We start from the raw sequence: 14,855 nt of genomic DNA on the forward strand, positions 1-14,855 counted from the left end.
TTCTGCGCGATCCGCCTGTTTTCATGGCCGGGCGTTGCCCCGTCTCTACGCCGTCTCTGCGCCGCCCGGCACCCCTCAGCGCAGCCTCGCGCGCAGCAGCGGTCGCGTCAGATAGCTCAGCACCGATCTCTTGCCGTTTTCGATATCCACCTGCGCGACCATCCCCGGCCGGATCGGGTATTGTTCCCCGAACCGTTCCAGATAGGCCTGATCGGTCTGCACCATGACCCGGTAGAAGTCCTGCGGGCCCTGTGCGGTATCCTCCTCGACCGTGTCCTCGGAAATCTGCGTGACCGTGCCGCGCAGGTCGCCATAGACCGAATAGTCATAGGCGGTGATCTTCACGCTGGCCGGCATTCCGGGCGCGACGAAGGCCACGTCGCGGGGCAGCACCTTCGCCTCGATCAGCAGCTGGTCGTCGATGGGCGTCACTTCCATGATCGATTCGCCCGGCTGGACCACACCGCCCAGGGTGGTGATGTTGACGTTGTTCACCCGTCCCTCGACCGGCGAGCGGATCTCGGTCCGCTGCAGCTGGTCCTGCTTCTGCACGATGGATTGCTGCAGCGACACCAGCTTGGCCCGCCGCTCGGCAAGGTCGCTGTAGGCATCCTGCACATAGGCGTTGCGGATCTCGCTGATCTTGCCGAGCGCCGTCGCCTCCTGCTGGCGCAGCTTCAGCAGGTCGATCTGGCTGACCGAGCCCTTGGCGGCCAGCGGCGCGGTGATGTCGATCTGCTGGCGGATGGTGTCGCGCTCCATCTCCAGCGTCTCGACCGATTCCGTCAGCTTGGTGCGCCGCGCGGTGAACAGCCGCAGTTCCGTCGCCTCGATCGCCGAGACCTCGGCGCCGAAGTCGATCTCGGCCTGCTCCATCACCTCGGCCTCCAGCCGGGCGATCTCGGCCTCCAGCACCTCGATCTCGGCCTGGGCCTGCATGAAGGCGGAGCGGAACTGCGTGGGGTCCAGCTTGGCCAGCACCTCGCCCTGCCGCACGATGTCGCCCTCGCGCACCATCAGTTCGGACAGGATGCCGCCCTCCAGGCTCTGGATCGTCTGCATCCGGCGGAAGGGGATGACGCGGCCGTCGCCCCGGGTGATCTCGTCGATTTGGGCGATGGCCGCCCAGAGGATGGCGATGCCCACGGTGGCCGCCACCACATGAACGGTCCGCCGCGCGGTCAACAGCGCCTGCCGGCGATAGCTGCCGTCGATATGGCTGGTGGTCAGAAGGTCGGCGCTGGTCATTTCACGGCCTTCACATGAGGTTCGGGATGGGTCTCGCCGGTCCGGGCATCGGCCCGCGACTTGCGCGCGGTCGCCGCCTGCTGGGCCAGCGCGAGGATGCGGCCCAGCTCGCCGTCATGCGCCACCTGCCCGTCCTTCAGCACGATGGCGCGGCGGGTCAGCGCCAGCAATTCGCGCTTGTGGGTGGCGATGATCGCGGTGCGGCCCTGCAGCCAGACCCGCAGATGTTCGATCACCTTCGCCTCGGTATTGTGGTCGAAGGCCGAGGTCGGCTCGTCCAGCAGCACCACCTTCGGGTCCTGCAGCAGCACCCGTGCCAGCCCGATGGCCTGCCGCTGCCCGCCCGAGACATTGGCGTTGCTATAGATCATCAGGTCGAGCCCGCGGACGTGGCGGCGCACATAGGACCCCAGGCCCACCGCATCCAGCGCCGCCAGCAGCTCGTCATCCGAATGCAGCCCGTGGTCCAGCAGCAGGTTGTCGCGCAACGTGCCCTGGAACAGCGCCACCGATTGCGGCAGATAGCCGATCTGCCGGCGCCGGTCGATCGGGTCGATCTGGCCGAGCGCGAGGTTGTCCAGCAGCACCGACCCGGCCAGCGGATCGGTCAGCCCGGCAATCAGCCGCATCAGCGTCGACTTGCCGCTGCCATTGCCGCCGAGCAGCGCCACATGTTCGCCCGCGCCGATGGCCAGGCCCTGGATCGCCAGAACCGGCGGCGCCTCGGGGTCGTGGCTGTAGGTCACGTCGCGCAGCTGATAGGTGCCGTTGATCGCCGGGGCGCGGACATATTGCCGGTCGGCCGGGCGTTCGACCGGCATCGCCATGATCGCGTCCAGCCCTTCCATCGCCGCGCGCACCTGCTGCCACCGCGCCAGCAGCCCCGCCACCTGCCCCATCGGGTTCAGCGTCCGCCCCGACAGCAGCGTGCAGGCGATCAGGCTGCCCACGGTCAGGGTGCCGTTGCTGATGCCGTAGACGCCCACGATGATCACCCCGGCATAGCAGACCTGCTGGATCGAGCTGACGATCTGGCCCATCACCGTGGTCAGTTCGCGCGTGCGCACGGCGGTGCTGGCCATAGCCGCGGTCAGATGCGCATGGGCGCGCTGCAGCCGGCCCTCGGCCCGCGCGGCCTTGACCGTTTCGAGGTTCGACACCGTTTCCAGCAGCAGCCCGTTCAGCGCCGAGGCCTCGCGCGTGTTCTCGCGCGAGGCGCGGGCGAGCCGTTTCTGCATCACGAGGCCGGGCAGCACGATCGCCACCGCGCCCAGCAGGGTGACCAGCGCGACATGGCCGCCGATGAACCACAAAAGCCCGATGAAGATCAGCACGAAGGGAATGTCGCACAGCGCCGCCACCGTGCCCGAGGTGAAGAATTCCCGCACCACGGCGAAGTCGCGCACCTGGTTGGCGAAGACGCCCGTCGATTTCGGCTGGTGCGACAGGCGCAGGTTCGCCACCCGGTCGAACAGCTGCGCCGACAGCTTCAGGTCCAGGTCGCGGCCCGACACGTCGACCAGCTTGGCGCGCATCACCCGCAGCACCCATTCCAGCCCGATGGCGATGCCGACGCCGCTGGCGAGGATCCACAGCGTGTCGAAGGCCGAATTCGGCACCACCCGGTCATAGACCTGCATCGAGAACAGCGCCGTGCCGATGGCCAGCACATTGGCCACCAGCGAGGCGAGCATCACGTCGCGGTAGATCTGCCAGTTGTCCAGCACCGGGCCGATGATCCAGTGGCGCCCGTGGCCCGCGCGGCTGCCCAGACGGTCGGACACCACGTCGATGGGCTTGGCCACCAGCACCCGCCCGTCATGGCGCGCCTCGGCCTCGGCCCGGGTCCAGATCGCCCGGCCGCCGCCCGCCTCGGGCAGCACCACTTCCGCCTCGTCGTCGGACAGCCGTTCCAGCACCGCGGTCCGCCCGTCGGCGAGGAAGATCAGCGCGGGCAGGCCGGGTTCGGGGATCGCGGCCAGCGGCATCCGGCTGATGCGGCAGCTCATGTTCGCCCGGCGCAGCGCCAGCGGCGCCAGCCCCTCGGTCAGCCGGCGGTCCGCCAGCGGCAGCCCGTCGACCAGCCGCTCGGGCGAGACGGCGACGCCCTGCAGGCGACACAGCTCGACCAGACCTGCGACCAGCGGATCGACTTCGCCTGCGGTGGTCATCTGCGTCTCCTCCCGAACGTCGCGGACCGGTCAGGGACCTCGCCGTGATGCAAACAAAAGCGTGCCGAGCATACCGACGGAATGGGCCGCTACATACTCCGTACGCTTTCTCTCATCATAAGTATCAATTTGGTCCATCTGTGCCTCGTACAAATCGCGGCCAGTGGTGAGCAGATCGAGCAATTCCCGCGATCCTGCCACGAACTGTTGCTCATAGGCGTCCAATACCTCGCCCGCCTGCGCCAGTTGCAGCAGCTGCGCCTCTTCGTTGGCGGTCAGGATGCGGATCTGGTCCACCGAAATCCGCGCCTGATTCTGCAGCTCGCGCTCCACCGCGCGCAGCTGCGCCTCGGCGGCCGCCAGATCCTGTTCCGCAGCGCGCTGCCCCCGGCCGAGGAAGCTGCCCCGGTCGAGATCGACCCCCGCCGTGATCCCGAGCGCGGTGCGCCCCCGCCCGCCGTTCAGGTCGGCGCGGCCCTGCGCCTGCAACTGGATTCGCGGCCGGCTGGCGGCCCGCGCGGCGAGGATCCCGGCCTCGGCAATGTCGACATCGGCCCGGGCCGCGACATAGTCGGGCGCGAGGTTCACCGCCGCGATGATCTCGGCCGAGGACGAGAACCGCTCGGTGAAGGACAGCCGCGGCGCCGGTTCCGGCCCGGGCGGCACCCCGCCCAGCAGGAAGTCGAGCTGCGCCAGCGACAGCTGGCGGTCGGCCTGCAACTGCTGCATCCGGTCGTTGGCGCGCGCGATCTCCAGCCGGGCGCGGGCCACCTCGGCGGTGTCGCCCAGGCCCCCGGCGGCGCGATCCTCGGAAAAGCCCGCGATGCGCTGCGCGAAATCGACATAGTCCTGCGTCCGGGCGATGCGCATCTGCACCACCTCGAGGTCGAGATAGAGTTCCGACACCTCGAGCGTCAGATCCTCGACCGCCATCTTCAGCTCGGAAACGATCTTCACCCGCTCCTGCGAGGCCATCGCGATCTCGCTGCGGACCGCACCCCAGTCGAACAGCACCTGCGTGATCGTCAGGTTGACCCCGGGGCCGTCGCTGTCGGTGGTGCTGCTGTCGCCCGACAGGCTGATCTGCGGCAGCCGCGCGTCGCGGGCGATGCGGACATTGGTGGTTTCCCGCGCCACCTGCTGTTGCAGGGCGGCGATGCCGGCATCGCGTTCGGTGGCGATCCGGACCGCCTCCTGCAGCGGCAGGGCACGGGCGGACGGCGCCGCGAGGGCCGCGAACAGGCAGGCCGCCACCGGCAGGGCAATGCGCCGTGCGAAGGACAGCGGCTCCCTCGGGAAGGGATACCGGGCCTGCGTCCGCCCCGGCCTCCGGGTCGGGGTCAAACCGGCTCCGTTCCGGGTTCCAGCCCGGACAGCAGATCCTCGCCGGCGACGAAGCCGGGTGCCGCATCGCCACCCGCGACCGGCAGTCCTTCCGCCAGGTCGGCCGGATCGGCCACCGCCGCCCCGGCACCGGCACCGGCCGGATCGGCCGCCCCGGTCCCGCCCAGCAGATCGTCCAGCAGGCTGTCCAGCGGCGAGTCCTCGCCCGCCAGCGCCGCCAGCAGCCCGTCCTCGGCCAGAAGCGCCGCGAGCAGGCCGTCCGCCCCTTCCGCATCCGCCGCCGGACCGGCGTCGCCGTCCGCGGTGTCGTCTGTGGTGGCGTCGTCGGTCACGGCATCGCCGTCCGTGACGGCGGCGGTCGCCACCGGCGCGGGCGTGGTGCTGTCATCGTCGTCGTCATCGTCGTCGTCCTGGAAGAACGAAAAGGCGATGGCGCCGGTGCTGGCCGCGAACAGCAGCGTATCCGCCCCGAAGCCGAACACCTTCGGCGCGGCGCCGGCCACCGGCGCATCCGTGTCGCCCGAGGGGGCGGCCGTGTCGGCGGTTTCCGTCGCGGTCAGCGGCTGGTCGGCCACCGCGTCATCCGCGGCCGCATCGGCCTCCGCCGGGGCGACCGTGGCCGAGGCGGGCCGGAACGGCTCGGGCGCGACAAGGCCCGTGACCTCGACCGCGCCGCCATTGGCCAGCAGCAGCCGGCTGAAGCCGCCATCCTCGCCGATCACGAAGAAGTCGCGGATCAGCACCTCCTGCCCGTCGAGCAGCGTCACCCGCAGGTTGGCGCCCACCTTCTCGTAATAGGCGATGCCCGGCGCGGCCGCGCCGAAATAGACGTCGGAGGGCGTGGTGACGCTGGTCTCGGCCCCGAACTGGCGCAAGGATTCGCCACTCCGGTTCACCGTGAAGATCTCGACTGCCATCGTTCCCCCGCCCACGATTCGCGCCGCTGCTGCGGCGTCGGTCGGGCCCGTCAGTAACGGACAAGCCGTCGCCGATCAATTCTTGCGGACAACCTTTGCGGTTATCCGGCAGACTCGGCGGAGCTTGCACAACAGGCCGGAAACAGGAATGCCGCCGTTTCCGGCGGCATTCCCGTCACTCGCCGTCCGGTGGATCAGCCCAGCAAGCCGCCGCCGGTCAGACCGTCGAGCAGGTCGTCGGTCGTGTCGGTCACCCCCGACAGCAGGTCGCCGCCCAGAAGGTCATCCCCCAGCAGGCCGCCGGCGAGATCGTCGACGGTGCCGGTCAGGCCGCCGAGCAGGTCGTCCACGCTGCCCAGCAGATCGTCAGCCGGCAGATCGTTCCCCAGCAGCCCGTCGATCAGCTGGCCGACATTGTCGTTCAGCCCGGCGAGGAAGCCGCCGATGGGCAGGTCGCCCACCACCGCGGTGATGCCGTCCACCGTGTCGAGCGCGTGGTTCACCGTGGTGAAGGCCCCCGCGAGGAACCCGCCGATCGGCAGATCCTCGACCAGGTCGGTGGCCCGGTCCACCACGTCGAGCGCGTGGTTCACCGTGGTGAAGGCCCCGGCGAGAAGCCCGCCGATCGGCAGGTCCGACAGACCGCCCGTCAGCCCGCCCACCGCATCGGTGACGCCGCCGAGGAGGTCATCCCCGAGCAGGTCGCCGGTGAGGCCGTCCACCGTGTCGGTCACGCCGCCAAGGAGGTCGCCGCCGAGCAGGTCATCCCCCAGCAGACCGCCGGTGAGGTCGTCCACCACATCGGTCACCCCGCCAAGGAGGTCGCCACCCAGCAGGTCGTCACCGAGCAGGCCACCGGTGAGGTCGTCCACCACATCCGTGACGCCGCCGAGGAGGTCGCCTCCGAGCAGGTCGTCACCGAGCAGACCGCCGACCAAGCTGTCGACCGTCTCGGTCACGCCACCGAGAAGGTCGCCACCCAGCAGATCGTCACCGAGCAGGCCACCGGTGAGGTCGTCCACCACATCGGTCACCCCACCCAGCAGGTCACCGCCCAGCAGGTCGTCGCCAAGCAGGCCACCGGTGAGGTCGTCCACCACGTCGGTCACCCCGCCGAGGAGGTCGCCACCCAGCAGGTCGCCACCGAGGAGTTCATCCCCCAGCAGGCCGCCGACCAGGCTGTCGACGGTGTCGGTCACGCCGCCCAGCAGGTCACCGCCCAGCAGGTCGTCACCGAGCAGGCCACCGGTGAGGTCGTCCACCACATCGGTCACCCCGCCGAGGAGGTCGCCACCCAGCAGGTCGCCACCGAGGAGTTCATCCCCCAGCAGGCCGCCGACCAGGCTGTCGACGGTGTCGGTCACCCCGCCGAGGAGGTCACCGCCCAGCAGGTCGCCACCGAGCAGACCGCCGGTGAGGTCGTCCACCACGTCGGTCACGCCGCCGAGCAGGTCGCCACCCAGCAGGTCACCGCCCAGAAGGTCGTCGCCGAGCAGACCGCCGACCAAGCTGTCGACGGTGTCGGTCACCCCACCGAGGAGGTCGCCGCCGAGCAGGTCGTCGCCGAGCAGTCCGCCGGTGAGGTCGTCCACCACATCGGTCACGCCGCCGAGGAGGTCGCCGCCCAGCAGGTCGTCACCCAGCAGATCGTCGCCCAGCAGGCCGCCGGTCAGGCCGTCCAGCAGGTCCGAGACCTCGGTGACGAGGTCGCCGGCCAGGTCGCCCACCGGCTCCAGCGGCGCCGGAGCGTCGCCGTCGGCCATGTCGTCGCCGAGGAGCGGCGCACCCAGCAGGTCGTCGGTCAGGCCGCCGAGCAGCCCGTCGTCGGTCAGCAGATCGCCCACGATGCCATCGCTGCCGGTCACGCCGCCGAGGAGACCGTCATTGCCGGTCACCCCGCCCAACAGGCCGTCATCGCCGATCAGCGGATCGAGAATGCCGTCGCTGGACGTGTCCGTCGGGTCCGTCGGATCGGTCGGGTCCGTCGGGTCGGTCGGGTCCGTCGGGTCGGTCGGGTCCGTCGGGTCGGTCGGGTCCGTCGGATCGGTCGGGTCCGTGGGGTCCGTCGGATCGGTCGGGTCCGTCGGGTCGGTCGGGTCCGTCGGATCGGTCGGGTCCGTCGGATCGGTCGGGTCCGTGGGATCGGTCGGATCGGTCGGGTCCGTCGGGTCGGTCGGATCCGTGGGATCGGTCGGGTCCGTCGGGTCGGTCGGGTCCGTCGGGTCGGTCGGGTCCGTCGGATCGGTCGGGTCCGTCGGGTCGGTCGGGTCCGTCGGATCGGTCGGGTCCGTCGGATCGGTCGGGTCCGTGGGATCGGTCGGATCGGTCGGGTCCGTCGGATCGGTCGGGTCCGTCGGATCCGTCGGATCGGTCGGGTCCGTGGGATCGGTCGGATCCGTGGGATCGGTCGGGTCCGTGGGATCGGTCGGGTCCGTCGGGTCGGTCGGGTCCGTCGGGTCGGTCGGATCCGTCGGGTCGGTCGGGTCCGTCGGATCAGTCGGGTCCGTCGGATCGGTCGGGTCCGTGGGGTCCGTCGGGTCGGTCGGATCCGTGGGATCGGTCGGGTCCGTCGGGTCGGTCGGGTCGGTCGGATCGACGGGGTCGTCGTCGTCACCGCCGCCGCCGCCACCGCCGCCGCTCGCGGCGAGGCCGACCGCGCCGAGGCCGGCCAGGCCCGCCACCACCGCTTCGCCCTCGGCCATGCCCGAGCCGATGCCCACGGCCACCGAGTTGCCGTCGACATTCGCCGGCACGCCGTCGGCCAGGAACAGCCGGCTCACCTCGCCGGCCGGGCCGCGTGCGAAGAAGTCCTCGATCAGGATCTGGTCGCCGTTGACCAGTTCGACCCGCAGGTCGTCGCCGTTCTTCACATAGCGGCTGATCTGGTCGCGCGTGACCTGGATCCGCACGTCCGACGGCTGTTCGACGTCAATTCTGGTGATCGCCATGATCTGTTCTCCATTCCCCTGGTCCCGGACGGATCCGGTCGCGTTCTCGTTCGGCCGCCGCGGTCCTGCCGCCGGACCGGCCCGGTCCTCGTCGGCCCGCCCTGCCCCAGGCGGGGGCCGGCGGCCGGATGGACGGGCCGGCACCGGGGCCGATCCATCCTCCGCCGGGCGGCTGGCGCTGCCCGGCGGTCACGCCCGCGTCGCGGGCCGGTCTTGCGCAGGGGGTCCGGGCGGGCCGGACCGCCCGCCTTAGCCGAGCAGCGAGTCCTCGCCCGTCAGCCCGCCCAGAAGGCCGTCGACCGTGTCGGTCACGCCGCCCAGAAGGTCGCCGCCGAGGAGGTCGCCACCCAGCAGGCCGCCCACGAGGTCGTCGACCGTCTCGGTCACGCCACCCAGAAGGTCGCCGCCGAGCAGATCGCCGCCCAGCAGGTCATCCCCCAGCAGGCCGCCGACGAGGCTGTCCACCGTGTCGGTCACGCCGCCCAGAAGGTCGCCGCCAAGGAGATCGCCGCCCAGAAGGTCATCCCCCAGCAGGCCGCCCACGAGGTCGTCGACCGTGTCGGTCACGCCGCCCAGAAGGTCGCCGCCGAGGAGATCGCCACCCAGCAGGTCATCCCCCAGCAGACCGCCCACGAGGCTGTCCACCGTCTCGGTCACGCCACCCAGAAGGTCGCCGCCGAGGAGGTCGCCACCCAGAAGGTCATCCCCCAGCAGGCCGCCGGTGAGGTCGCCGAGCACGTCCGAGACCTCGGTGACGAGGTCGCCGGCCAGGTCGCCCACCGGCTCCAGCAGCGCCGGATCGGCGCCGTCGTCCGTATCCTCGCCGAGGAGCGGCGCGCCCAGCAGGTCGTCGGTCAGGCCGCCGAGCAGCCCGTCCTCGGTCAGCAGGTCGCCCACAAGGCCGTCGCTGCCGGTCAGGTCGCCGAGCAGGCCATCATTGCCCGTCACATCGCCGAGCAGGCCGTCATCGCCGATCAGCGGATCGAGGAGGCCGTCATCCGAGGTGTCGGTGGGATTGGTCGGGTCCGTGGGATCGGTCGGGTCCGTCGGATCGGTCGGATCCGTGGGATCGGTCGGATCCGTCGGGTCGGTCGGGTCCGTCGGATCGGTCGGGTCCGTCGGATCGGTCGGGTCCGTCGGATCGGTCGGGTCCGTCGGATCGGTCGGGTCCGTCGGATCGGTCGGGTCCGTCGGATCGGTCGGATCGGTCGGGTCGGTGGGATCGGTGGGATCGGTGGGATCGGTCGGATCCGTGGGATCCGTGGGATCGACCGGGTCGTCGTCGTCACCGCCGCCGCCACCGCCCGATCCGGCCGCGAGGCCGACGGCGGCGAGGCCCGCGAGACCGGCGACGATGCCGCTGCTGTCCATGCCCGCGCCGATGCCCGCGGCGGCGGCGGACAGGCCGTCCACGCCGGTTTCGGTGCCATCGGCCAGCAGCAGCCGGCTCACCTCGCCATTCGGGCCCTGGTCGAAGAAGCCCTGGACGAGGATCTGGTCGCCGCTGACCAGCTCGACCCTGAGATCGTCGCCGGCGCGGACATAGCGGCTGATCTGGTCACGCGTGACCTGGATCCGCACGTCGGAAGGCTGTTCGACAGAGATGCGCGTGATTGCCATGACCTAGTTCCCTTGTTTCCTTGCGCCGGCCCGGCCGGTCGCGTCCTGTTCGGGCCGGGGCGGCGGCGATCTGCCGCGTGCCGGCGGATTTCTCAGACCGGCTGTTCCTCGGCGCCGAAGAGCGGCGCGAAGAGCGAGGCGGTGACATCGGTGAGGCCGCCGGCCAGTTCGGCGGCCAGATCGGCCGTGGCGTCCACCAGGCCGCCCGGCAGCAGTCCGGCCTCCCCGGCGGTGTCGGCGGCAGGTTCGTCGGACAGCCCGATGGACAGCACGTCGTCCAGCAGGCCGCCCTCCCCCGTGACCGGGGCGAGCGGCCCGTCCCCGGCCAGCAGGTCGGCGACCAGCCCGTCGGCGCCGGTCACCGGATCGAGGATCGGGGAAACATCGAGGACCGGCACCGCCGCCGGCGCCGCCGGGTCCGCCGCGCCGCCCGTCAGCGGATCGAGGAGGCCGCCGAGCAACCCGCCGTCATCCAGAAGGCCATCACCCAGCAGGTCATCGACCAGCCCGCCCTCGCCGAGGATCGGGTCGAGCACGGGTTCGAGGATCGGGTCGAGGATGGCATCCGCCAGCCCCGCGGAAGGATCGGCGGGGTCGTCCGGGCCGAGCAGACCGCCGAGAAGACCGTCGACGACGCCGTCCACCAGCCCGTCGACCACCCCGTCTTCGCCCAGCAGACCGTCGACCAGCCCGCCCTCGCCCACGACGGCATCGACGAGACCGTCCTCGCCCAGCACCGGGTCGAGCAGCCCGCCCTCGCCGACGAGGCCGTCGAGCAGGTCGTCGACGAGGTCGACCACCGGGGTCAGAACCGGCGCCAGAACCCCGTACTCGCCCAGAAGATCATCGAGGATCGGCGCCAGCAGGTCATCGACGAGGTCGACCACCGGGTCGAGGATCGGCGCCACCGGATCGACCACGGCGTCGATCACCGACCCGGCCGGGGCGGGCTGCACCGCCGGCACGATCATCAGGGGCGGGACTTGCACCGCCGCCCCGGCGGCCAGGGCCACCTTCGTCTCCGCCGCCACGTTCGCGGCCATGTCCGCGGCCGGCACGCTTGCCAGCACCAGTTGCGCCTCCGGCGCGCCGGAGGCGGCGACCGCCGGGACCGCGCGCTGGACCGCGCCTTCGGGTCCGCCCTGATCCGCCGTGGCGGCAATGGCGGCATCCGCCTCACCGCCGCCGCCGGAGGCCGCATCCCCGAGGCCCGCCGACAGGGCGAGCGGCACCGCCGACAGGGCGCCCGCCGCCGCGCCGCCAACACCGGTCGAGGCATCGGCCCCGCCCGAGCTCAGCATCGTCGCGGCGCCGCTCGCGGCCCCGAGGATCGGCAAGGCCGCCCCCTGCGTCGCCAGACCCATGCCGATGCCGCTGCCCTGCGTGCCCACGGTCACGGCCGGCGCCTCGGCGATCTCGGGCAGCAGGTCCGCGACCGAGGCGCGGACTACGCCGGCGCGCGCCGCCTCGGAATAGAAGCCCTGGACCACGGCCATGCCGCCATCGGCGAAATGCAGGACGAGGTTGGCGCCATCGCGGCCATATCCCGAAAGGTCGGGCCGGCCGATCGCGGCCCGGATTTCGGCCGCCTGATCGAGGGTAAGGCGCTGCATGTTCATCTGCGGGCTCCGGCACCAATCCGATTCACGCCGCCACGCCAAAGGAAGTGATTATTTCCTAGGTAGTGGTGACAACTACTTTAGTATGTTTAAAACCGGCTAAGGGCTGGATTGTCAATCACAAGGTTGGAAACAACGCAGGTTTATTGCGCGGCGCTGCTCAACAGTGGCTTCCATGCCGCGCCGCCGCCGCGGCCGGACCGTCCCGGACGGCCGCGGAGTTCAGTTTCAGTGCCGCCCGAGAGGGTGGACCGGGGCCGATACAGCCTTTAGTCTCGCCCCGCACGAGGGGAGCAGAATGACCACCATCCTGACACACGCGCGGGTTGCGCTTTGCGCTGCGCTGCTGGCCGGCTGCCAGCCGGTCACGACCGAAAGCGGCGCACGTCCCGGCACCGAGACCGAGCAGGTGGCACAGGCCGCCTACAGCATCGGCGACTATCAAGAGGCGGCGCGGCTCTATGAACGAGCCTCGGCCGCCGATCCGGGATCGGTCAGCGCGCTTCTGGGGCTGGGGCGGACCTATATGGCGATGGGGCAGACCGCGCGGGCCGGCAATGCGCTGAACCGGGCCAGCGACCTTGCCCCGCGCAACACCGAGGTGCGCAACGAACTGGGGCATCTGGCGCTGAACCGGATGCATCCGCGCGAGGCCATCGAGGAATATGACGCGGTGCTGGCGATCGACCGGCGCAACCTTACGGCCCTGACGGGCAAGGCCGTGGCGCTGGACTTCCTGTCGCGCCATGCCGAGGCGCAGGTCGTCTATCGCCAGGCGCTGCAGACCTATCCGACGAACTTCGCCCTGCTCAGCAACTATGCCCTGTCGCAGGTGCTGTCGGGCGATATCGGCGGCGGCATCGCGCTGATGGAGGAACTGCTGCGCGACCCGGCGGAGGGACCGGCGGTGCGGTCGAACATGGCCATCGCCTATGCGCTGGACGGGCGCACCCGCGAGGCGCGGGCGATGCTGGAAGGCACCATGTCGGGCGAACAGATCACGGCCACGCTCGCCCAGTACAACCGGGCGCGGCAGGACTATCTGGCCGGCAAGCCCATCGGTTACCTGATTTTCAACTGACGCGGGATCATACGGACCATACTTTGGCATTGATAGGTCGCAGGCATCGGCTATAGTCCAAACCAAAGGATGGTCGAAACCTCAGAACGGATCGGGGCGGCCGGATCCGGATGGGGGTGTTGCGATGCGACCGGCGGCGATGCAGGCTCTGAGGCGCCTTTCCGGCCGGCTCCGGCGCGACGAGGCCGGCGCGGTGACGGTGGAATGGGTCGTCCTGACCGCCGGGGTGGTGGCGATGGCCGCGGGCATCACCGCCTTCCTGGCCGACGAGGGGCAGGCCACGCTGCGCGACCATCTGCGGACGACCCTGGATCAGGCGACACAGACGCTCGACACCTTGGACGAAGACTGAGTGCGACGACTGACGGGCGGGCGGCGCCTTCGGGCGGTGCCCAATCGCCACGGCGATACTATCTCGGGTTTTGCAACCGTATCATTTAAACAACCCTGGACCTGTTCCGGGGATTGACGGGCGAAGGCGGCGGAAGGGATAGTCCGGAAACGGCAATCTGGCCGCAGGCAGGAATTGGACGACGCATGAACTGGAAGGTCTCCATCCTCGTGATCGCGGGGGCGGCGCTGGCCCTTGGCGCGGGCGCGGGCAGCCTGCACTACCTGCGCCGGATGGAGGCCGAGGTGGCGGGGCTGCGCGCGAATCTCGCGGCGCTCGGCGACATGCGGGCGGTTCCGGTGCCGGCGCGCGACCTGACGCGGGGCGAGGCGCTGACGGCCGCGGATTTCACCACCCTGTCCCTGCCCGCCCGGTCCGTCCCCGCGAATGTGGTGGCGGACCTTCCCGCCGCGCCGGCCGGCACGGACGGCGGCACGGACGGCGCGGCGCCCGCGATGGTGGCGCTGACCGATCTGCAGGCCGGGACGCTGGTGCCCGCCACCGCGCTGGCGCTCGGCCCGGCCGAGGCCGGGGCCGCGCTGCTGCTGTCCTCCGACGGGCGGGCGGTGGCGGTGGCGCCGCGCAACCTGGCCGACATGCAGGGGCTGATCCGCACCGGCGACATGGTGGACCTGTTCTGGACCCGCGACGTGGGCGGCGGCACGACCGAGACGCGGCTGATCGGGCCGGCGCTGACGGTGATCGCGCTGCCCGCGACGCCGGTGCCCGCCGAACCCGCCACCGCCCCCGCCGAGGGAGCCGCGGCCGGAACGGCCGCCGAACCCGCGCTGGCCGCGCCGGAAGGCCGGCTGCTGCTGGCGGGTCTGGCCGAGGATGTCGCCCTGATCCTGCAGGCCGAGGCGCGAGGCAGCTTCGACCTCGCGCTGGCGGGCGGGCCGCTGCCCGAGGGCATGACCGAGGTGGTGGTCGGACCCGGCGATCTGGCCGACCTGCCGCTGGCGGTGCGGGCGGGCGAGGCCCCGGCCAACCCCGGCCCCGACCGGTTCCTGCCGCTGCCGGTCCAGCAGAAGACCTGCGCGCTGGCCGTCGTGCGGCAGGCCGAGCGGCAGATCATCGAAGTCCCCTGCTGATAGGGAAGCCGATGGCCGACAGCGACGACCCCCAACGCGCCCCGGGCCTGACGGTCTGCACCGTGTCCGACGGGCTGGACGGCGTGATGCGCGTCGCGGCCTTCCTCGCGCGGCAGGACTGGCAGGCGGTGCGGACGGACCTGCAATTCGCCGGCGCGCTCGAGGCGCTGCAGGCGCCGGGGGACTATGACCTGATCCTGCTGGCGCCGCAGCCGGGCCGGGGCGAGCCGCGGCTGCTGCAGGCGGTGCTGGAGGCGGGCGCGGCCCGCGCGCCGCGTCAGATCCTGCTGCTGCCCGAAGGCCGCAGCCTGCCCGTCGCCGCGATGCCGGGGCTGGGCGTGCTGCATGGCCCGCCCTTCGCGCCCGTGGACCCGGCCCGCCTGCCCGGCGCGCCCGATCCCGGCCCGACGCCGCCGGCCAACCCC

Annotated in this window: 11 protein-coding genes; 4 read left to right on the top strand and 7 right to left on the bottom strand. The window is 71.3% G+C overall.

The window, feature by feature from the left end; all coding sequences use genetic code 11:
- Positions 1–75: 75 nt before the first annotated feature.
- The 7 genes from EEY80_RS17255 to EEY80_RS17295 all read right to left on the bottom strand — a co-directional run bounded on the left by EEY80_RS17255 (position 76) and on the right by EEY80_RS17295 (position 11,861).
- Positions 76–1,248 (bottom strand): HlyD family efflux transporter periplasmic adaptor subunit, encoded by a 1,173-nt coding sequence (locus EEY80_RS17255; protein WP_126978665.1) that lies wholly within the window; start codon positions 1,246–1,248, stop codon positions 76–78.
- Entirely contained in the window at positions 1,245–3,419 is a 2,175-nt protein-coding gene (locus EEY80_RS17260; protein ID WP_126978667.1) for a type I secretion system permease/ATPase, read from the bottom strand. Before EEY80_RS17260 ends, EEY80_RS17255 begins: the two co-directional genes overlap by 4 nt.
- Positions 3,420–3,449: 30 nt before the next feature.
- Positions 3,450–4,763 (bottom strand): TolC family protein, encoded by a 1,314-nt coding sequence (locus tag EEY80_RS17265; RefSeq protein WP_126978669.1) that lies wholly within the window; start codon positions 4,761–4,763, stop codon positions 3,450–3,452.
- Positions 4,760–5,680 carry a hypothetical protein gene (locus tag EEY80_RS17270; RefSeq protein ID WP_126978671.1) on the bottom strand — a complete coding sequence of 307 codons (921 nt, stop codon included), beginning with the start codon at positions 5,678–5,680 and terminating at the stop codon, positions 4,760–4,762. Before EEY80_RS17270 ends, EEY80_RS17265 begins: the two co-directional genes overlap by 4 nt.
- 194 nt (positions 5,681–5,874) lie before the next feature.
- Positions 5,875–8,628: a BapA prefix-like domain-containing protein gene (locus tag EEY80_RS20305; protein ID WP_205749149.1), complete on the bottom strand. Its 2,754-nt coding sequence runs from the start codon at positions 8,626–8,628 to the stop codon at positions 5,875–5,877.
- A gap of 249 nt (positions 8,629–8,877) precedes the next feature.
- Positions 8,878–10,248 (bottom strand): BapA/Bap/LapF family prefix-like domain-containing protein, encoded by a 1,371-nt coding sequence (locus tag EEY80_RS20310; RefSeq protein ID WP_126978673.1) that lies wholly within the window; start codon positions 10,246–10,248, stop codon positions 8,878–8,880.
- 92 nt (positions 10,249–10,340) lie between these two features.
- The gene (locus EEY80_RS17295; protein WP_126978675.1) at positions 10,341–11,861 is read right to left on the bottom strand and encodes a hypothetical protein; all 1,521 of its coding nucleotides are present in this window, start codon (positions 11,859–11,861) and stop codon (positions 10,341–10,343) included.
- Positions 11,862–12,165: 304 nt separating this feature from the next.
- Here EEY80_RS17295 and EEY80_RS17300 point away from each other — a divergent pair, with 304 nt between their 5' ends.
- The 4 genes from EEY80_RS17300 to EEY80_RS17315 form a co-directional block, all read left to right on the top strand.
- On the top strand, positions 12,166–12,948 hold the full coding sequence (locus tag EEY80_RS17300) for a tetratricopeptide repeat protein (RefSeq protein ID WP_164738301.1): 783 nt from the start codon (positions 12,166–12,168) through the stop codon (positions 12,946–12,948).
- Between the two features lie 139 nt (positions 12,949–13,087).
- Positions 13,088–13,300: a hypothetical protein gene (locus EEY80_RS17305; RefSeq protein ID WP_126978679.1), complete on the top strand. Its 213-nt coding sequence runs from the start codon at positions 13,088–13,090 to the stop codon at positions 13,298–13,300.
- A 185-nt stretch (positions 13,301–13,485) separates the two neighbouring features.
- Positions 13,486–14,430 (top strand): RcpC/CpaB family pilus assembly protein, encoded by a 945-nt coding sequence (locus tag EEY80_RS17310; protein WP_126978681.1) that lies wholly within the window; start codon positions 13,486–13,488, stop codon positions 14,428–14,430.
- Between the two features lie 11 nt (positions 14,431–14,441).
- On the top strand, positions 14,442–14,855 hold a 414-nt coding region (locus EEY80_RS17315), incomplete at its 3' end, for a hypothetical protein (protein WP_205749150.1).

Origin of the sequence: Frigidibacter oleivorans, from assembly GCF_003993775.1 — a bacterium.
GTDB classification, from domain to species: domain Bacteria; phylum Pseudomonadota; class Alphaproteobacteria; order Rhodobacterales; family Rhodobacteraceae; genus Frigidibacter; species Frigidibacter oleivorans.